We start from the raw sequence: 20,175 nt of genomic DNA, 5'->3' as shown, positions 1-20,175 counted from the left end.
CCACCTATTTTATTGGAACAAGAAGAGTAAATACAATATTATCTCTTTTTAAATCAAATGTATTTACTCTTACCTTTGTATCGCTCTTTAGTTTTAGATCATGAAGGTTTACGTAGACCTCTTCATCATTTGGTCGAATCGTAATCCAAGAAGGTATATCATAACTGTCTCGAATGAATTTCAATACGACAGGTACGGGCAATTCTAAATGCCCGATTGAGATGGTCTTCTGTCTTAGGATCAAGTCACCATTATCTAAAGACGCTGGTTCAAAGGTAAGTTTTAATTCCACGTCTTGAGTAAATATTTTCATTGTCCCGTACAATTCTACCTGGTCAGTTAGTGTGACGTTGTACTTGATTCTCTCATTCAGCCCTTGCTCTTCAATATAATGATTGATCAATCTGTTTAAATCGGCTTTGTTTGATTGAACATGAAATTGTACATAATCATCCTGATTGATATCGTTTAGAGCAATCTCTTCATCCTTTGTAGGTAGGAAAATCAAGAAAATCACTCCAACTACAACGATGATATTAACAATGATCAAAGCTATAAAAAGTTTTTTCCAACTATTCATTAGTGTTTGCCTCATTTCTGGCAGTCGATCTAACCTCATACCGTTCCGTCAATATTCCTAATGTAAGAGTTTCGTAAATTCTCACAGCAATTTTTTCGTAACCTAAATCATTAGGATGAAAGTAATCTGTATATAAAAGATTCTCTTCACTTTCCCGAAAAATATCAGCTATATCGACAAAATAAGCCCGTTCATAGTCGGTTAATATCGTCCGACTCGTTATATTCCAATCCTGCATTATGATATCCATCTCTTCTACATCAGGAAACCACTCGTAAAAAGGATTGTACAATCCAATCAAGACAACCGTACCTGAAGGATTTACTTCACGAATCAATTCAATAATGGTTCGAAGATTTTTTTCAAATTGCTTTTTTTCCGTTTTAAATAACTCCAGATCTAAGGTAGAAAAATTTTCTCTTACTACTTTCATTACATCATTTCCACCAATGGTGATAAGGATCATATCTGCTGTCGTTATAGAATCCTTCACTTCATCTGTCTTTAATTTACTAATAAGCTGGGACGTTCGATTGCCTCTTACTCCGTAGTTAACGATTTCCGCTTCGCTTATTCCCTTTTCTTTTTCTAGATACTCCTTAAGGTAAGGTACATAGCCTCCACGGTTTGTACTGTCCCCTACACCCTGAGTTAAAGAGTCTCCTACTGAAACCATTTGAAAAGGTTCGGAAATAAAATCAATTGGAATAGATGCTTTGTTTTTTACCGTAGTTTCTCTAAACTGTATTTGATCTAACTTTTGATTTTGTATTTGACTGCAAGAGGAAAGTACAAAAGAAATAACAAGAATAAAGGCCCACCTCACGAAACACACCTGCCTTTATAGTTTTTTGTATAGTCTATGGTGAACTGCTTGTCAAATAAACTAAAATAGACCTTTAAAAGGTCTATTGAAGGGCTTTCATATCATTAATTATTTCCTCATAAGGAATTTCATTAAGACCAGTATAATATTTCATAATTTTACCATCTTGATTAACTAGATAAAAGTCAGTCCCGTGAATAACTTGGTCTTGATTTGTTGGTTTTTTAACTATTGTCTTGAATGAATCCATTGCAAACTCTTCTATATGCGTTTGCTCATATCCAGTCAGGAAATTCCAGTTAGAAAAATCAACCTTGAAATACTCGCCAAATTCTTTTAACACTTCAGGTGTATCAACATTAGGATCTACAGAAAAGGAAACAAACTCAACATTTTCAATCCCTTCATCTTTGACCATCTGTTGAAGCTTTTCCATATTATACGTCATTGGAAGACACACGTCCTCGCAGTTAGTAAAAATAAAGTCCGCCACCCACATTTTCCCTTCTAAATCTTCTAAACTAAAGGGCTTACCTTCCTGATTTGTATACGTAAAATCAGCAACTGGCCAATTTTTCGCATCTGGTATCCCATTATTCCCACATGCTGCAAGAATAAATACCATCAGAATACTTACCAATTTAAACATCTTAACCTTCATTTATCCACCTGCATTCATCATTCTATTCAAGTTTTATTCTAGCAAACGAGATAATAACATGAAAGGGAAAAGAACTAAACTTCCTCTATTCTCTATATAACGGAAGAATAATTCGAAAAGTTGTTCCTACACCTTTTTGACTTTCTACTTCAATAGAACCTCTCATTCTTTCAATGATTTGATAACAAACCATTAGTCCCATACCAGTGCCCTTTTCCTTCAAGGAGTAAAAGGCTGTTCCTAATCTCTGAAGTTCATCCTCACTCATCCCAATTCCTGTATCAAGAATTTCAAAAATACCAAAGTGACCTTCTTCCCGTACAGACAAACTGAGTGTGCCACCGTCCTTCATGGCTTCAATCCCATTTTTTAATATATTTATAAGTACCTGCTTTAACTCACTAACATTCCCTTTAATGAAAACATCACCTGACACCTTCGTTTGCATCCCAATGCTTTTTGACATGAGTGCATACGAATTCATTAAATCCATTACTTTGTTTGCAAGATCACCGGCATTCACCTTTTCTGAAAACTCCAGGTCTGGCTTCGCTAAAGATAAATATTCATTAATAATTTTTTCGGCACGATTCATTTCTTCAAGCATTAATTTCACGTACATATGTTCTTCTTCACTCAATCCATCTTTTGCTAAGAAGATTTGTAAAAATCCTTTTACTACCGTCATTGGATTCCGAATTTCGTGAGCTACGGAAGCAGCTAATTGACCAATGGCATTCATTTTCTCGGCTCGCTGAAGCTCCTTAAGTAATTTTGTTTCTTTAATGATTGTATCCATTTTCCCAATTGCCACTTCAAAGGTATGTAATTGTTCTTCTGACACGTCTTGCTTGCCATTTAATGGACTTGAAATGGATAATCTATCAAACAATTTAGCTAACTGCTGGGTCATAAAGTAGAACCGTTCATATAACGGGTCAAGATATGGATTTTTAGTACCATTTAATTGTATATTGAAGTTTCCGACACTTACCTCGTGTAAACCATATAAGATCTCTTCAACCGGTTCCATCACATAATTTAACACATACTTCATGGCAAAGAAAACGATGACTATCGTTATAACAAAGACAACCAATAAATATAACATCGTTTCTAACTGCGAATTCTTGATAAAAGATGCCTCTGCATCAACGACTAATACCCCGACTACTTCTCCTTCTTCATTCTGTATCGGAGCAAACGCAGATAACCAAGTACCAAAATTATCTGTATACACCTTTGTACTTACTACTTTCTTTTCTTCAATAGCTTCTAAAAGAGCGTTGCTATGAATATCAACCGACTTATAAAAAGAAAAAGGCTTCAGTCCCTCATAACTATTCGATACAACCGTGGCATATATTTCTTTATCTTTATTTATAGAAGTAGCTACAATTCCACTATGAAAATATGAAGAACCTCTTTCGTTTATTAAATTCACCTGTTGTTGTAGTCTCTTTGCCGCGGGATCATTTGGGTCCTTTGACATGATTGTCTCCTCTACATCCTCAGGAGACACAACGGCTGTCCACAATGTTGATAGTCCCTCAACACGATCTGTCAATTGCTCTATTTCCTTTTTTGTTTGTAGAGCATAACTGAAACTCGAAATCATGAAAATCACAACAAACGTAATAAAAAAGGAAAAAAATAAAACTTGCCTATATAAAGAAAGTTGTCTGATCCATTTTTTCATGCATACACCGTTCCCTTTTTAATGGGTCTCACTCCCTTTTTATTCGACATCACTACCCAAAATCCTTGTCTTTCCTCCATATTTTTATAATTTCTTTACACAGTGTATAAAGTTTGTCGAGCAAAAAACCTGAACAGGTGTTGTTCAGGCAATTTACTCAAAATAGTACATAAAACCAATGGCACCTGGTCCAGTATGAGTACTAACGATTGGAGTGGTATATTCAATATCTAATAAATCAAAACCAGCTATTGTTTTTAAGGCGGAAATCAACTTTTGATTTAACTCTGGAGCCTCTGCATGAACGAGTCCAACACCTTTGATATGATGACCAGCTGTGTCTTCAGCGAATTGCTTTGCAAGGTAGTTAGCTACTTGACTATAGCTTCTAGCTTTCGATACAGGTGTATAAACTCCACCTTCTAGAGAGGCAATTGGTTTGATATTAAGAAGGGAACCAATCATTGCCTTTCCCTTGCCAATTCTGCCACCCTTCACGAGATTTTCAAGAGTGTCTACAACAACAAACAATCTTGTATTGGATCGAACTTGATCAAGTCTAGTTAATATCTCATCCATACTTCTTCCTTCTTTGGCCATTTGGGAAGCTTCTATGACTTGGAATGAAAGGGCTTTCGATATAAAACGAGAGTCAACAACCTTTACATTTGCCTTTGACATGGATGCTGCCGTCTCGGCTGACTGAACGGTACCACTCATTCCTCCAGTCATATGTATAGAAAGAACATCATACCCTTCCGAACCTAATCGATCGTACAGCTCAGCAAAAACGCCAACAGGTGGTTGCGAACTTTTAGGTAACTCTTCTGCTGCCTTCATCTTATTCAAAAAATCCTTTGGGGTTAAATCAACCCGATCGAGGTACGTCTCTCCTTCAATTTGAATAGATAATGGAACAACCTCAATATCATACTTCCTAATTAATTCATCGGACATGTCCACCGTTGAATCAGTCACTATTTTAATTTTACTCAAATCCTTCACATCCTAATGCTAAAATCTCACTACCTATTATACAGAATTCTAGGTTAATGTCGAAAAAAGAAAGAGTATCGGCATGTACCGATACTCTTCATGTAAAGACAATCATGTCAAAGTAAAACAAACACATCAATTACGCGTTATTCTTTAGCTCTGGCACTTGGAATACATCCTGGTACACTGGCCACTTCAACGCTTTTTTCAAATAGTCTCTAAAAGAATAGCATTTCTTCGGCTGTTTGTCCCGGTATAGAGACGTAATAAATGATTGCAAACGGACTTGGATTAAAAAATAATAAGGGCTATCTTCCTCCAATACTGGAATTTCCATGACTTTTACCTTCTGTCCAACAACATTTTTGAACTCTAGGCTTTTGAATAGCAAAATATCAATCCTCTTTTTCACCCGTTTGCATATATTATACAATATTTATTTGTCGAAGTGTGTCTGAATATACACAAGTTGTGAAAAAATTTAAATTTTTTTCATTATGAAAAGTAGTACTATTTCCGATCTATAAGAACCCTCATTCTAATGTAAAAGAGGACATTATGAAAACAAAAAACCCACTTTTATAAAAAAGTGAGTTTGAACTTTTATCCTAAATCTACTCTCTCATCCTCATCCAAGCCCCACTCTTTCTCTTTTTTCAACTTTCTTTTATAAACAATTTTCGAAAGATTGATACTAATTTCGTATAAAAATAGAAGTGGAATGGTTACTAAAATATCACTCATAAAATCCGGAGGCGAGATGACTACTGAAATTACAACCAGGACAAAATATGCATATTTCCGTATTTTTTGAAGTACATACGGATTTACAATTCCTAAAGATGTTAAAAACATAACGACAACAGGTAGTTCAAACAAAAAGCCAAATGGAAGCGACATATTCATAATAAAGCGGAAGTACTTGTCCGCAGTAAAATTAGCAACAAGCATATCGCCACTTAAATCGATCAAAAATCCCATTACAGTCGGAAAAATAACAAAATATCCAAAGCACAAGCCGACAATAAATAAAATGAACAAAGCTGGGATATAACTCAAAGTAATTTTTCTTTCTATAGGCTTTAATGCTGGTCTCACAAACAACCATATCTGCAACGCAAGTACAGGAATGGTTCCTGCAATCGCTATTAAACCTGCTAACATAAAATAAACCCACACGATATCGCTCGGTCCTAACGCAATCAACTTAACGTCTAAGTCCCGTACAAACCATTGATAGATTTCTTCAACATAAATAAAACCAACCACAAAGAAGCCAAAAAAAGCTACAATAGAGATAATAAGTCTTTTTCTTAATTCGTCAAGATGATCAACAAGCTGTAATTCTTTATCCTCCATGTAAGTCCCCTACCATAAACAAAATGTAATCGAGAAAAAAAGTGTAAGAAAAATTTCTTACACCTTATTTCGTAGCATTCTTCTTTTTATCTTCATCGAGCTCTTCCATTACATCACTTGTTAGCTCACGAGTAGATTTTTTAAATTCACGAAGAGTTTGACCAAATGCACGACCAATCTCAGGGAGCTTTTTAGGTCCGAAAATAATTAAAGCAAGTACAAGGATAAGGATCAATCCAGGAACTCCGATGTTTGAAAACACTGTAGAACATCCCCTTTGGAAAATTAGAATAACTAATTCTACTACGATTATAGTACTTTTAACAACGGATGGGTCATTATTAACCACATTGTCATAAGAAGTTCACAAATTCAGTAGTGATTTTTCACTTATCATTATACCTTAAATGAGTAAATTAAATAAGTAACTATCTTTATTTACTTCTGTAAAAGCAAAACCTTTTTTGTTTAATCTTTCAATTAAACCTTTATAGTCTTCCTTCTTTTGTATTTCAATCCCTACTAGTGCTGGGCCATTTTCTTTATTATTTTTCTTAGTATATTCGAATTGTGTAATATCATCCGTTGGTGATAATACTTCATCTAAAAACTCACGAAGTGCACCCGCACGTTGTGGGAAGTTAACGATGAAATAATACAGTAGACCCTCATACAACAATGAACGCTCTTTAATTTCCTGCATACGACCGATATCGTTATTTCCACCACTTATAATAACGACAATATTTTTCCCTTTGATTTCATCCTTATAAAGATCAAGAGCTGCAATTGGTAAAGCACCGGCTGGCTCAGCAACAATCGCATGCTCATTATATAATTCTAAAATACTTGTACAAACCTTTCCTTCTGGAACCAGTAGGATATCATCCAACAACTCATAACAAGTGTCAAAGGTTTTACTACCCACACTTTTTACAGCTGCTCCGTCCACGAACTTATCAATGTCATCAAGAGGAGTCACGACTTCGTTGTGGAAAGAGGTCTTCATTGCCGGAGCACCATAAGGTTCTACACCAATTAGCTTTGTTTGGGGAGAGACGCTTTTTACATAGGTGCTCACACCCGCCATAAGCCCTCCACCACCAATACTGGCAAACACATAATCTACAGTTTCTTCACAATCCTGCAATATTTCTACAGCGACCGTTCCTTGCCCTGCGATTACAAGCTCATCATCAAAAGGATGAATGAAGGTCCTTCCTTCTTTTTCCGCACACTCAACCGCTTTAGCATAAGAATCATCGAACGTATCCCCAACAAGAATAATTTCGATAAAACCTCTACCAAATAACTCTACTTGCCCAACTTTTTGCTTCGGTGTTGTCGTTGGCATATAAATTTTCCCTTGTACACCAAGATGACGACAAGCATATGCTACACCTTGAGCATGATTCCCCGCACTTGCACAAACAACCCCACTAGAAAGATTGTCCTTACCAAGCGCTTTCATCTTATAAAAAGCACCTCTTAACTTAAAAGAGCGAACGTGCTGCAAATCTTCCCTTTTTAAATACACATTACAATCATATTTTTCTGATAAACGCTCGTTTTTTTGTAACGGTGTATGGGCAACGATGTCTTTTAGTTGGTGGTGCGCTATTAAAATATCTTCAACCTGCACCCATCTTTTTTTCAGCACTTTCTGTTCCATAACCATCCTCCATTTTCCCGTTATAATCAGTACATTATACCACTCTCACCCATCATTTCAAGCTTATTATCAAAAAATTTGTATTTTTCAATCACCTAGTTACTCTTGGGTCAGAATAACCTCAGAAAATGGAAAAAAGCTAGACTCATTTAGCCTAGCAACTTATGATGCGATTTTTTCATCCTTTAGAGAATGAATAATTACCTCTCGGACATAATCTGAAACTTCTTTCATATCCTTTTGATCAAATATCGAAGAAGGACAAAAAACAGCCATTAGTCTGATCATCCTGATATCCCTCCATTTGTAACCATACTAATTATACTTGATTTTATAGGTTTTAAGTATAAAAAATAAGCAGTGATGACTCACTGCTTACGTTGGTACACAAGAAATTCATAGTTGTATGGATTTTTTTCGTCTTTCATACCTGGAGTGGATTCAATAAGCTCCCATTCGAATAAATTGTATTCCGGGAAAAACGTATCTGCCTCGAACACTTCACGAATTTCCGTAACATAAAGGCGATCTGCGAAAGGAAGAATTTCTTTAAAAATTTCAGCGCCACCAATTACAAAAAGCTCCTCATCGTCACGCTTTAATAAATCTTTTACATCATGAATAACTGTACAACCTTCAATAGTTATTCCTTTACTACGTGTAATAACAATATTTTCTCGACCAGGTAGTGGCCTTCCAATGGAATCATAGGTTTTTCGGCCCATCGCAATTGGCTTTCCCATTGTAACTCTTTTAAAATACTTTAAATCCTCAGGAAGATGCCAAGGAAGCTGATTGTTACGACCTATTGCCCGGTTTTCGTCCATTGCCCAAAGAAGGGAAATCATACACTTACAACCCCTTTTATATGAGGATGGGCTTCGTAGTTAACCAACTCAAAATCGTCATACGTAAAACCAAACAAGTCTTTTTTCTCTGGATTAATCTTTAAAGTAGGTAATGGATGTGGCTGTCTGGTAAGCTGTAATTCCACTTGTTCTACATGATTTAAGTAAATATGCGCATCTCCAAACGTATGAATAAATTCACCAGGTTCAAGATCACATACCTGCGCCACCATCAAAGTTAAAAGCGCATAGGACGCTATATTAAATGGAACACCTAAAAACACATCAGCCGAACGTTGGTATAACTGACAGCTTAGCTTTCCATCTGACACATGAAATTGAAATAGACAGTGACAAGGAGGAAGTGCCATATTATTAATATCACCCACATTCCATGCATTTACAATTAAACGCCTTGAATCAGGGTTTGTTTTAATTTGATTTATTAAGTCAGAAATTTGATCCACTGTTTCGCCTGTAGAAGTCGTCCATGATCTCCACTGGTGTCCGTACACAGGACCTAAATTCCCTTCTTCATCTGCCCATTCATTCCAAATACGAACGCCATTTTCTTGTAGATACTTTATATTCGTGTCACCTTGAAGGAACCAAAGTAATTCATGAATGATTGATTTCAAATGTAATTTCTTTGTTGTCACAAGAGGAAAACCTTCTTGTAAATCAAAACGCATCTGATAACCAAATGTACTAATAGTACCCGTTCCTGTACGATCCTGTTTTTTTACGCCATTATCCAACACATGCTTACATAGCTCTAAATATTGTTTCATTCTTCCACCTACTGTCACAAATTTTACGAAATACTAGTCTTTTACAAGGGTATAATTATTTTGATGTTAGGTCAATGCACGAAGACGAAAATTTTTGTGTTGTTAAGTTTTGGTTCCAAGTGATTGTTGGTGCAAATTTAGGCGCTTTTTCAAAACAAAACCCCTCTGACATAGTCAGAAGGGGTTCGAGTTAGCTCATCCATTTAGGTGGTGTGTTTGTGTCCCAATAGATTGATCCTAGTTCGTGATGGGCCTCGAAGTTGTCATCGCTTGTGTGGTAATGAAAGTTAAACCAATAGCCACTATGGGGTGGATGGTCCTTTCTTACATGGAAGCGGATGATGTCTTTGTTGTTTTCTTTGCTATAGAGGTGAAATATTTTTTCAGTGTTGCCTCCAGTTGGGACTTCGCTTAATTCTAGGTATGCTAGTTTTTCTTCCGGGTACTGTATGGCTACTTCTTCAATTGCTTTATGAATATTCGGTAGGATGACCTGTTTGAATTCATCTTCTATCACAGGTTTGATTCTACTACCAAATTTTAGGTACGATAACTCTTCTGCCTCATATAACCAGCTTTGTATAATCTGGTCGCTACTGTCTGATTCTTCTTCGGTAATCTCATCAATTTGAGTGTATGTAGTTTCCGTTTTAACTGAATCTTCACGTGTTGGTTTATCCGCTGATGCTTGATTATATAGAAAGGTTTGGGATGGTGTTACCAAACCAAATGTTAAAATTGTTACCAACACGACGAAGGATTTTTGCAACCATTTTGGCATGATCTCCAATCCTTTCTACTAGCCTTTAAGAGTATTTAGAAAATATTGACTCTTTTCTCATATTATACTCTTTTTACAGTAGGAAGTGGGAGATTAAATCACAAATATCATCATTTTGTAATAATCCCGAAATGAAATTTAGCAGACGGTCTTTTTATAACTGAGAATCCAAAATGCTCGAAGCGCTTGCTACGAAAATGATCCTTTAGCACGAGTCGTCTCCTCGCTACTCTTTTTGCCTCCGAAATGAATTCTTCCGTTACGGATGTATACGCCGCTAACTCAGCTAACGCACGAATTCCGTCCGATTCTAAAATTGTTTCTTCAAACATTGGGTCAATATACACGCAATCAAACTCATTGCTAGGAATTTTCTTTAAATATGTTAGTGCACTTAAATGGTGCACGGAAATTGCACGCATAGCCTCATCCATTGCTGCTAAACCGGACTGCCAGCTGTTTAATCCTCGACCGACAAGATAAGCGAGGTATTTATTTTCTTCTGTCCCTACCACTTTTCCTGATGCTCCAACAACAAAGCTTGCAACAATACTATCGGATGCAAGTCCTAATGTACAATCAAGAAGACTCATTCCTTTCTCCAGACCGGTTGCATCAATAAAAGGATCGTGTTCGTTATTTAGCAGTCTTTTAATTCTGAACATAGAGGAATTTGGATGGAAGAAGAACGGCTCTTCTCCGTTTAATAAAAATAACTCAAGTCTCTCCTTTCCAAAAACAATACAGTCATCCTTATACAAGGAATGAAGAGTCTGAACCGATTTTTTCCTTCTTTCCTGATAGGGACATCCAAGGTCCAACGCTATCTTCTTTGCTTCTTCAATCATATCAGGATTGGTTCGTCCTGCTGTTGTGACAAACATATAGCTTCTTTCCTTTCAAAAAAAAGGAATGTCAGCTGACATTCCTTTTTCTTTAACAATTTTGTTCAAATGCTGATTGGAGATTCTCCATGATTTCATCCATCGTGTGGTCTTCGATATTATGGCGATGGATAAAGTGAACCACTTGCTTCCCTTTTACAAGTACCATTGAAGGAGATGACGGTGGGAACCCTTCGAAATACTCACGCATTTTAGCCGTTGCTTCTTTGTCTTGTCCAGCAAATACAGTAACAAGTTTGGCAGGTTTTTTCTCAGTTCTAACCACTGCTTGAGTTGCCGCTGGACGTGCTAAACCTGCCGCACAACCACATACAGAGTTAACAAAGATTAACGCAGTATCTTCATTTTGATCCATAAAATTTTCAACATCTTCTTCTGTTTGTAACTCTTCAAAGCCCGCATGTACTAGTTCTTCACGCATTGGCTTTACCATTTGTTTCATATATTCCTCATATGCCATTGACATAAAAAAATCCCTCCTATTAACTATTTCCATTGTTAGCATACTATATTTATTTCAAATGATGCAATTTTCTTAGTTTTGTTTTCTTGCTTCCGTCATTTGTTTCCAAACAGATCCTTTTGCATCCTCACCCAATTCAATTCTTTCGATAGCAAGTTTAATTTGTAAGCTCACTTCAAATTCCGGATCTTCTTCAGCTGCCTTAAGCGCAGGAAGCGCACGGTCATCTCCCAATTCATATAAAAACATTGCCGCTCTCCAGCGCACTAATTTACTCTCATCACTTAATGCCATCATCATTTCTTCCATCGCCTCTTCAAACCCTATGTCTGATAAGCAGTCTCCAGCCGTACGCCTAACAGTCACTGTTTTATCCTTTAACGCTTTATAGAGGAGCGGTAATACTTTTTTATCTTCGATCATGCCTAAATAGACAGTTGCTAATCTCCTAATTGATGCCTTTTCGTCGTTTAATGCTTTTTCTAACACAGGCAGATCTTCAACTTCCGGATCATCCATTTGTTCAAGAAGCTCATATCTTTTTCTCCAATCCGGATCATTTAATGAATGAACATCAAGCTTTTGTTTTTGTCGCTTTACAATCTTAGCGGATCCCTTACTTGTTGCATCTTGAATAAGTTCGTCTAGTCGGTCTGTTGTATAAGCCGCCATTAGCTCTTCTAAAACTTCCTGGCCGATTTGATCGAAATCTCCGTATCGAACACCTAACTCTTTCCACCGTCGAACCATTACAACGTTATCCTCTGGATCCTGAGCCTTTGAAACCGCTTCTTTATACTGTTCTGGTAATCCATATCGTCTTTCTTCTGTTCCATCCGTTAGCTTAATTTGCATCGGAATTCCTTTATACATCTGAACAAGCACCTGGATTTCTCCGTAGTGCTCATTAATTGTTTCTTCTTGCTCCAATATTTCCGTTTCTTCGCCAAATGCAAGCCTTACTTTCGGTAGAATTTCTTTCCAATCATATTTTGCATTCCGTTCCACCGCTAGAAAATCAGCTACATGGTACACACCTTTTACACCTTCAATGGTTAAAATATCCTGAATGACCTTTGGAGCACCGGTACTTGTCTCTTTCTTATAGTTATTACTTTTTCCCATTGGGAGCTCTTCATTTAAAATAACCTTCATCGTATTCGGACTAGGAGTTGGTTCAATGGATCGTATTTTCAAACCTCTTCATCCTTCCCTTATTCTTATATTTAACTATTCTCTGCAATTTCAGATAAATAGCTCCAACGCTCAATCAAATATTCAAGCTTTTCGTTTAGAGCATTTTCCTCTTCCATTAAAGCTTGAGCCTTTTCAAAATCACTGCCTGTTTTTCCCATCTCTACAGCAATTTCTTCAATTCTTTTTTCCGCATTTTCAATATCAGAATCAATGGATTCCCATTCAAGCTTTTCCTTATAGCTCATTCGTTTTTTCTTTGCTTTTTCTTCTTCCACAGGTTTCTCTGCGGCAATTGCACGAACGACTGGCTTTTCTACTTGCTTTTCAAGGAATTCACTGTAGTTTCCATAATAAGAATCAATTATTCCATTACCTTCAAGCACTAGCAATTGTTCTACCACTTTGTCTAAGAAATAGCGATCGTGTGATACGGTAATCACTACCCCGGGAAAATCTTCTAAATAGTCCTCTAGGACAGTCAGTGTTTGAGTATCTAGATCATTCGTTGGTTCGTCTAATAACAAAACATTTGGTTCAGTCATTAACAGTTTTAACAAATACAAGCGTCGACGTTCTCCCCCTGATAACTTTCTGATCTGTGTACCGTGTGTGTATGAAGGAAAAAGAAATCTTTCTAGCATTTGAGTCGCGGAAATGGTTTTTCCATCTGACGTATGAATCACCTGTGCCGTTTCTTTGATGTATTCAATCATCCGTTTTGAAACGTCCATGTCTTCATTTTCCTGAGTATAAAATGCCACCTTCACAGTTTGGCCGATGATTCGTTCACCTGAATCTAGAGGGATTTTACCAGCTAGAATATTTAATAAGGTTGATTTACCTGTACCATTTTTTCCAATAATTCCGATTCTGTCATGAGGTTTCACTAGTAAATCGTAAGACTTAAGGATCACTTTCGATTCATACGTTTTTGTTGCATCTTTTAATTCGAATACTTGCTTACCCAATCGGCTGCCTGATAAAGATAAATCTAGCTTTTCCGAAGTTTTTACGGAGCTTAAATTCTCATCCAGCTTTTCAAAACGTTGAATTCTTGCCTTCTGCTTTGTTGTTCGTGCCTTTGCCCCTCGTCTAATCCACTCAAGCTCTCGTCTGAATAGATTTTTTTGTTTTTCAAGAGTGGCTGCTTCATTTTCTTCACGAATGGCCTTAGCTTCTAGAAAGTCCGCATAATTTCCTTTGTAGCTGTATAGTTTGCCACCTTCTAGTTCAAACACACGGTTCGTTACACGGTCTAAGAAATATCGATCATGTGTAACAAGCAATAAGGCACCTGTAAAACGGCTTAAATAATCTTCAAGCCATTTCACCGATTCGAAATCTAAGTGATTGGTAGGCTCATCTAGAATCAGTAAATCTGGAGATTGAATTAACACTTGAGCAAGAGCTACTCGCTTTTTCTGGCCACCAGATAATTCTCCAATCTTTTTTTCATATTCTTCAATTCCAAGCTTATTTAAAATCGTTTTTGCGTTCGTACTTGCATCCCAACCATCTAAAGCATCCATTTTCTTTTGTAAGTCAAAAAGTTTTTCCTGAATTTCACTATCATCCGGGACTTTATGAAGCTCAAGAAGAGTTTCTTCGTACTCTTTTAGAAGCTTTAAAACAGGTGCTTCACCAGCAAAAACCTGATCAAGGACCGTTAATTCTGGATTGAGATCCGGATTTTGCTCAGAATAAGCAATTCGGTAATCTTTCGGAGCAGTTACCTCTCCTGAATCTGGAAAATCAACGCCTGCTACTATTTTTAATAATGAGGACTTTCCTGTCCCATTAACCCCAATAAGTCCAACTCTTTCTTTCGCACTTATTGTAAAAGAAATTTCATTGAATAATTCCTTTTCTCCATATGTTTTTGTCACGCTATCGATACTAATCATTGACGTTTTCCATTCCAATCATTGTAAAATTCATGTAAGAAATCTTCCATATATGCATGCCGTCTTTCAGCTATTTCTCTTCCTGATTTTGTATTCATATTTTCTTTTAGCTTTAATAACTTTTCATAAAAATGATTAATAGAGGAAGAATGGCCTTTGCGGTACTCTTCATTTGTCATGCTTGATCGGACAATAATGGTCGGATCATAAATAGGTTGACCCTTTTTTCCTCCATATGCAAATGCCCTTGCTATCCCTATCGCACCTATAGCATCTAAGCGATCAGCATCTTGGACGATAGCTGCTTCAATGGTTGAGATGTTTCGATTATTTCCACCTTTAAATGAGATGGTTTCAATGATTTCTTTAATTTGGTTTTTCTTCGAGTCATCTAATGGTATCTTATTCAAAAAAGAAGTAAGCTTCTTTTCTCCCACTTCCTTCGAGCTATGTAATTTTTCGTCAGAAATATCATGAAGTAGAGCCGCTAACTCAATAATGAAAGGATCTCCCATCTTTTCCTTTTCATGAATTTGCAAAGCAATATTCCGTACTCTATCAATATGAAACCAATCATGACCAGTTGAATCTGCGTACATTTCTCGTTTAACAAACTCTTCTGCCTTGGCAATAACTTGCTTCATTATACCACCTCGTTCTTTCCACTCATATTCTACCATGAACTTCTTTTTTTCGAAAAAGAAAAGGAAGTGCACAATCAACGCACTTCCTTTACAGTCTATTAAACCAGCTAATTCCGATTGTATTTTCTCCTGCATGGACACCGATCGTTGCACCTAAAGGATAAATACCAAAGGCAATATCAGGGAACCGTTTACACAATTCATCATGCCATTTTCTCGCTTCCTTATCATGAAGTCCGTATAAAATATAGGCTTCTTTTATAGCAAAAGCATCAATGGAAGCTTGAAAATAAGAGATGATTTTCTCCAATCCTTTGTTTTCACTTCTAATTTTCTCCTTAGCCTGTAATACGCCATCCTCAATGGAAATGATCGGTTTAATATTTAGCATGCTGCCAAGGAAAAAGGATAATCCGTTCATCCGTCCACTTCTGTGTAATTGTTCCAAACTCCCAATTAAAACAAATGTTTCGTTTGTATTGGCAAGACCATTTAACTTTTGCTCAACCTCCTCAACGGAATTACCAGCCTCAATCCATTCCATCCCTTTCTTTATCATTCGTGAAAGAGGATAAGAGAGTATCTTTGAATCGATTGTAGTAACCGGTGTATTCACCATGTTGGCCGCCTGAACACTTGAAGAAACCGTACCGCTTAACTTAGCTGATACAAGGACAGAGAACACGTGATCATACTGTTCTTCTAGCTTCTCAAACAATGATACAAACTCACCTACAGATGGTTGAGACGTTTTTGGCGGAACTTGAAGATGCTTTAATTTCAAATAGAGTTCTTCTGCTGTTAAATCTATGCCATCTTTGTATTCCCTTTCGTCTAAAACAATCGTCATTGGTACCGTAAAAACGTCAGGATGATTGGTTAGTTCTTCATCTAAGTAAGCAGTACTGTCCGTAACCCAGGCAATTTTCTTCATTTTAAGTCCCCCCTATTATTTTATAGTATTAATAATTATTAATTATGTAAAGATAATTCAGAAAATTACATCTAATTAAGAACCCTTGCTATATGCAAGGGTTTTATATTAAATCAGCTTTTCAATATCTTTTGATATTTCTATTGGGTTCGTATTAGGTGCATATCTTTCTACTACCTCACCAGACCGGTTTACTAAAAACTTAGTGAAATTCCATTTAACAGCTTTCATTCCTAGTACTCCTGGTGCCTCTTCCGTTAAATATTGAAAAAGCAGGTGAGCATTCTTTCCATTTACATCCACCTTCGAAAACAATGGAAACGTTACTCCGAAATTCATTTCACAAAATGACAGGATATCAGACTCGGTACCGGGTTCTTGACTCATAAATTGATTACACGGAAAGCCTAACACAGTGAATCCTTTTTCTTTATATTGTACATAAAGCTCTTGAAGGTCTTTATATTGGGGGGTAAACCCACAATTACTAGCTGTATTTACAATTAATAGAACGTCGCCCTTATATTCTGAAAGAGAAATCGTTTGACCATTAATTTTCTTCGCTTCAAACTGATACACCGTCATCCCTTAACTCCTCCAATGTTCAACATCTAGTTCAAGTTTATCTAAGGATTGTAATATAACATCTGCGAGCACCGTTAGGTCTTCCATTTGCTCCTCATAAATGAGTCTTTTAAAATTCACTTCTATCTCTACTTTATAGCCAGACTGTTCTTGGAGTGGATCAGAGATGATTTTACAATGATACTCTCTATCCTTCCCCCAAATGGATTGGAGAACCTCTAAAATTCTTATATCAAAAGAAAGTTGGTCTTTGATAGAGAAAATCATTTTAAAATGGCAGCCCGCATCCCTTTCTGATTGCAACTTTGGGTGTAACTCTGCAGCTAAATTAGAAATATCTGCACGTAAAACGACTGTACAGCTTTTCTTACTATCACTATTCTTCTTCAGGGTCATCTCTGACTGTCGCGAAAGCTTTGCTACATTTACAATATCGTTCCTATCAATGACGCATATTTGCCCCGCTAAATCTAGGTCATATAGGGCACCTTCTAAAACTACCTTTATATTATCAAAAGCCGTTGGATCAAACATATAAAAATACCTTATCCATCATCATTTGATTAAAATAATCCTATTGCATTCCCTTTATCATCAACATCCATTTTTAGCGCGGCAGGTTGCTTCGGTAAACCTGGCATCGTCATTACGTCCCCTGTTAAAGCAACAAGGAAACCAGCACCGATCGAAGGTTTTAATTCTCTTACCGAAACGGTAAAATCGGTTGGTCGACCAAGTTTACTTGGGTCATCTGAAAGGGAATATTGTGTTTTGGCCATACAAATCGGAAGGCCGTCCCATCCATATTGCTCAAAGTCCTTCATTTGCTTTTTCGCCTTTGATGAGAACTCGACATCCTTCCCTCCATACACCTTTTGAACAATTGAACGGATTTTCTCTTCAATCGAGTCACTTACCTTATATAATGGAGTATATTCTTCATTATGATTTTCAATCGCTTTTAACAGTTTTTCTGCAAGGGCAATACCACCTTTTCCACCCTTTTCCCATACTTCAGTTAAGGCAACTTGGACACCTTCCTTTTTACACAATTCCAATAAGGTGTCCACTTCAAGATTGGTGTCTGATATAAACTTATTTATGGCTACAACGACAGGTAATCCGAAGCTTCTTATCGTTTGTACATGTTTTTTCAAGTTATCAAAGCCGGCAATTAGTGCTTCAATATTTTCATTATTAAGATCCTGCTTTCCAACACCGCCATGCATCTTCAGAGCTCTAATCGTTGCTACGACAACAACCGCCTCCGGTAATACATCTCCGTTTCTTGCTTTTATATGTAAAAACTTTTCCGCTCCCAAGTCAGCACCAAATCCTGCTTCTGTAATAACGAAATCAGCAAGCTTAGATGCGGCTGTAGTAGCAATGACAGAGTTACAACCATGGGCAATGTTAGCGAACGGTCCACCATGAACGAGCGCTGGAGTATGCTCAATCGTTTGTACAAGATTTGGTTTGACCGCATCTTTTAATATTAGTGCTAGAGCACCCTCCACACCAAGATGCGAGACAGTGACCGGCTGTTTCTCTATATTGTATGCTACTACCATCTCAGACAATCTTCGTTTTAAATCCTTTAAATCTTTCGCTAAGCATAGTACAGCCATAATTTCTGATGCGACTGTAATATCAAATCCATCCTCACGAGGTACACCCTGCATCGGTCCGCCTAAACCAATAATCACATTTCTTAAAGCACGGTCATTTAAATCGAGTGCTCTCTTCCAAACAATTCTACGTTGATCGATTTGTAGTTCGTTTCCTTGTTGGATATGATTGTCAATTAATGCAGCTAATGCATTATTTGCTGTCGTAATGGCGTGTAGGTCGCCTGTAAAATGTAAATTTATTTCGTCCATCGGCAGCACTTGAGAATATCCACCACCAGCGGCCCCACCCTTAACTCCCATCGTTGGCCCTAAGGATGGTTCTCTCATAGCAATCATTACCTTCTTTCCAAGTTGAGAAAAAGCATCTCCCAATCCAACTGTTACAGTAGACTTTCCTTCTCCTGCGGGAGTCGGATTAATTGCTGTTACAAGAATGATTTTACCTTTTGGATTTCCTTGGATTTTACTTAATGTGTCAGACGAAAGTTTTGCTTTATACTTTCCATAAACCTCCAGGTCATCAGCTGTTAATCCAATTTTTTCAGCAATTTGAATGATCGGTTTCATTTCTGCAGATTGTGCAATTTCAATATCACTTTTTACGCTAACCTTGATGTTCAATGAAGTTACCTCCATGCCCGTATTTTTTCAATGTATATTGTACCATTTGAGAATGTTCCTGTATCCACTCTTTTTTTAAGTTCTTTGATCATTATTCTTGATACTAAAAAAATCCAGTATATAATATAAATAGCCTGAATATTGAATAAAGGAGTTGAAATTCATTGCCTATCAAAATTCCGAAGCTTTTACCAGCTCGAGAAATACTGGAATCTGAAAATATCTTTATTATGGACGACGAGAGAGCGAACCACCAGGACATTCGTCCTTTAAATATTCTCATCCTAAACTTGATGCCAGAAAAGCAAAAAACAGAGGCTCAGTTACTTAGACTTTTAGGGAATACCCCTCTACAAGTTAATATTTCATTTTTACAAACTGTTACTCATCAAGCAAAAAATACAAGCCAATTGCATCTCGATCAATTTTACACGTCATTCTCTGAAATTAAGCACCGCAAGTATGATGGACTTATTATCACAGGAGCACCAGTAGAACTATTATCCTTTGAAGAAGTTGATTATTGGGAAGAGTTAAAAATGATCATGGACTGGTCAAAAACGAATGTCACTTCAACCTTACATATTTGTTGGGGGGCACAAGCGGCATTGTATCACCATTTCGGTATTGGAAAGTATGAACTATCAAGAAAATGTTCCGGCATATTTACTCACCGCGTGCATGATCCTGTCGATCTATTATTAAGGGGATTTGATGATGAGTATCTCGCACCTCACTCCAGGTACACAGATGTGGCAATCGAGGAAATTTTGAACCATCCTTCACTCAGATTATTATCGAGTTCAGAGGAAGCAGGTCCATTTATCATTAGTGCTGATGAGGGCAAACAAATAATGATTACGGGACATTTAGAATATGAATCGACAACCCTATCTGAAGAGTACTCAAGAGATCAAATAAAGGGATTGGATATCCATGTTCCGGAAAATTATTTTCCTAACAATGACCCAAATCAAATTCCAGCAAATCGTTGGCGATCCCACGCACATTTATTATTTTCAAACTGGCTTAACTACTTTGTGTATCAACAAACTCCGTATGTATGGGAATAAAAAAA

General features: G+C 36.9%; 23 protein-coding genes. 1 reads left to right on the top strand and 22 read right to left on the bottom strand.

Annotated elements, in window-relative coordinates; all coding sequences use genetic code 11:
• Positions 1 to 4 precede the first annotated feature (4 nt).
• From ACVBAX_RS03230 to ACVBAX_RS03125, 22 genes are all read right to left on the bottom strand, one after another.
• Entirely contained in the window at positions 5 to 580 is a 576-nt protein-coding gene (locus ACVBAX_RS03230) for a YpmS family protein (RefSeq protein WP_430773128.1), read from the bottom strand.
• Positions 573 to 1,406 (bottom strand): SGNH/GDSL hydrolase family protein, encoded by an 834-nt coding sequence (locus ACVBAX_RS03225; protein ID WP_447115854.1) that lies wholly within the window; start codon positions 1,404 to 1,406, stop codon positions 573 to 575. The genes ACVBAX_RS03230 and ACVBAX_RS03225 overlap by 8 nt, the downstream gene beginning before the upstream one ends.
• Positions 1,407 to 1,488: 82 nt before the next feature.
• Positions 1,489 to 2,067, bottom strand: coding sequence for an SCO family protein (locus ACVBAX_RS03220; RefSeq protein ID WP_430773126.1), 579 nt, complete (start codon positions 2,065 to 2,067; stop codon positions 1,489 to 1,491).
• Positions 2,068 to 2,152: 85 nt separating this feature from the next.
• Positions 2,153 to 3,634, bottom strand: coding sequence for an ATP-binding protein (locus tag ACVBAX_RS03215; RefSeq protein WP_447115853.1), 1,482 nt, complete (start codon positions 3,632 to 3,634; stop codon positions 2,153 to 2,155).
• Between the two features lie 285 nt (positions 3,635 to 3,919).
• Positions 3,920 to 4,762, bottom strand: coding sequence for a DegV family protein (locus ACVBAX_RS03210; RefSeq protein WP_430773124.1), 843 nt, complete (start codon positions 4,760 to 4,762; stop codon positions 3,920 to 3,922).
• A 139-nt stretch (positions 4,763 to 4,901) separates the two neighbouring features.
• Positions 4,902 to 5,153: a DUF2535 family protein gene (locus ACVBAX_RS03205; RefSeq protein ID WP_251514983.1), complete on the bottom strand. Its 252-nt coding sequence runs from the start codon at positions 5,151 to 5,153 to the stop codon at positions 4,902 to 4,904.
• A gap of 212 nt (positions 5,154 to 5,365) precedes the next feature.
• On the bottom strand, positions 5,366 to 6,121 hold the full coding sequence (gene tatC / locus ACVBAX_RS03200; protein ID WP_447115852.1) for a twin-arginine translocase subunit TatC: 756 nt from the start codon (positions 6,119 to 6,121) through the stop codon (positions 5,366 to 5,368).
• A gap of 64 nt (positions 6,122 to 6,185) precedes the next feature.
• On the bottom strand, positions 6,186 to 6,383 hold the full coding sequence (locus tag ACVBAX_RS03195; RefSeq protein ID WP_119708849.1) for a twin-arginine translocase TatA/TatE family subunit: 198 nt from the start codon (positions 6,381 to 6,383) through the stop codon (positions 6,186 to 6,188).
• Between the two features lie 141 nt (positions 6,384 to 6,524).
• Positions 6,525 to 7,793, bottom strand: a complete 1,269-nt coding sequence (gene ilvA / locus ACVBAX_RS03190; protein WP_430773122.1) for a threonine ammonia-lyase IlvA — start codon at positions 7,791 to 7,793, stop codon at positions 6,525 to 6,527.
• Between the two features lie 162 nt (positions 7,794 to 7,955).
• Entirely contained in the window at positions 7,956 to 8,081 is a 126-nt protein-coding gene (locus ACVBAX_RS03185) for a hypothetical protein (RefSeq protein ID WP_447115851.1), read from the bottom strand.
• 80 nt (positions 8,082 to 8,161) lie between these two features.
• Positions 8,162 to 8,641 carry a dihydrofolate reductase gene (locus ACVBAX_RS03180; RefSeq protein WP_430773120.1) on the bottom strand — a complete coding sequence of 160 codons (480 nt, stop codon included), beginning with the start codon at positions 8,639 to 8,641 and terminating at the stop codon, positions 8,162 to 8,164.
• Positions 8,638 to 9,432 carry a thymidylate synthase gene (locus ACVBAX_RS03175; RefSeq protein ID WP_430773119.1) on the bottom strand — a complete coding sequence of 265 codons (795 nt, stop codon included), beginning with the start codon at positions 9,430 to 9,432 and terminating at the stop codon, positions 8,638 to 8,640. The genes ACVBAX_RS03180 and ACVBAX_RS03175 overlap by 4 nt, the downstream gene beginning before the upstream one ends.
• Before the next feature lie 190 nt (positions 9,433 to 9,622).
• Positions 9,623 to 10,213 (bottom strand): YpjP family protein, encoded by a 591-nt coding sequence (locus tag ACVBAX_RS03170; RefSeq protein WP_447115850.1) that lies wholly within the window; start codon positions 10,211 to 10,213, stop codon positions 9,623 to 9,625.
• Positions 10,214 to 10,323: 110 nt separating this feature from the next.
• Positions 10,324 to 11,097: a class I SAM-dependent methyltransferase gene (locus ACVBAX_RS03165; RefSeq protein WP_430773117.1), complete on the bottom strand. Its 774-nt coding sequence runs from the start codon at positions 11,095 to 11,097 to the stop codon at positions 10,324 to 10,326.
• Positions 11,098 to 11,149: 52 nt separating this feature from the next.
• Positions 11,150 to 11,584: a BrxA/BrxB family bacilliredoxin gene (locus tag ACVBAX_RS03160; protein ID WP_447115849.1), complete on the bottom strand. Its 435-nt coding sequence runs from the start codon at positions 11,582 to 11,584 to the stop codon at positions 11,150 to 11,152.
• Positions 11,585 to 11,653: 69 nt separating this feature from the next.
• Entirely contained in the window at positions 11,654 to 12,778 is a 1,125-nt protein-coding gene (locus tag ACVBAX_RS03155; RefSeq protein ID WP_447115848.1) for a conserved virulence factor C family protein, read from the bottom strand.
• A gap of 29 nt (positions 12,779 to 12,807) precedes the next feature.
• The gene (locus tag ACVBAX_RS03150; protein WP_447115847.1) at positions 12,808 to 14,682 is read right to left on the bottom strand and encodes an ABC-F family ATP-binding cassette domain-containing protein; all 1,875 of its coding nucleotides are present in this window, start codon (positions 14,680 to 14,682) and stop codon (positions 12,808 to 12,810) included.
• Entirely contained in the window at positions 14,679 to 15,326 is a 648-nt protein-coding gene (locus ACVBAX_RS03145; RefSeq protein WP_447115846.1) for an HD domain-containing protein, read from the bottom strand. The genes ACVBAX_RS03150 and ACVBAX_RS03145 overlap by 4 nt, the downstream gene beginning before the upstream one ends.
• 88 nt (positions 15,327 to 15,414) lie before the next feature.
• Positions 15,415 to 16,260, bottom strand: a complete 846-nt coding sequence (locus ACVBAX_RS03140) for a DegV family protein (protein ID WP_447115845.1) — start codon at positions 16,258 to 16,260, stop codon at positions 15,415 to 15,417.
• A 108-nt stretch (positions 16,261 to 16,368) separates the two neighbouring features.
• Positions 16,369 to 16,845, bottom strand: a complete 477-nt coding sequence (locus ACVBAX_RS03135; RefSeq protein ID WP_447115844.1) for a glutathione peroxidase — start codon at positions 16,843 to 16,845, stop codon at positions 16,369 to 16,371.
• A gap of 3 nt (positions 16,846 to 16,848) precedes the next feature.
• Positions 16,849 to 17,379 carry a hypothetical protein gene (locus ACVBAX_RS03130; protein ID WP_447115843.1) on the bottom strand — a complete coding sequence of 177 codons (531 nt, stop codon included), beginning with the start codon at positions 17,377 to 17,379 and terminating at the stop codon, positions 16,849 to 16,851.
• A 29-nt stretch (positions 17,380 to 17,408) separates the two neighbouring features.
• Positions 17,409 to 19,097, bottom strand: a complete 1,689-nt coding sequence (locus ACVBAX_RS03125) for a formate--tetrahydrofolate ligase (RefSeq protein WP_430773108.1) — start codon at positions 19,095 to 19,097, stop codon at positions 17,409 to 17,411.
• A 164-nt stretch (positions 19,098 to 19,261) separates the two neighbouring features.
• Here ACVBAX_RS03125 and metA point away from each other — a divergent pair, with 164 nt between their 5' ends.
• A complete protein-coding gene (gene metA, locus ACVBAX_RS03120) occupies positions 19,262 to 20,170 on the top strand; it encodes a homoserine O-acetyltransferase MetA (protein WP_447115842.1) in 909 nt (302 codons plus the stop codon).
• Positions 20,171 to 20,175 lie beyond the last annotated feature (5 nt).

The sequence above is a fragment of the Robertmurraya sp. GLU-23 genome, from assembly GCF_052983275.1.
Note: the sequence above shows the minus strand (reverse complement) of the source record. Positions and strands in the feature narration are given on the sequence as shown.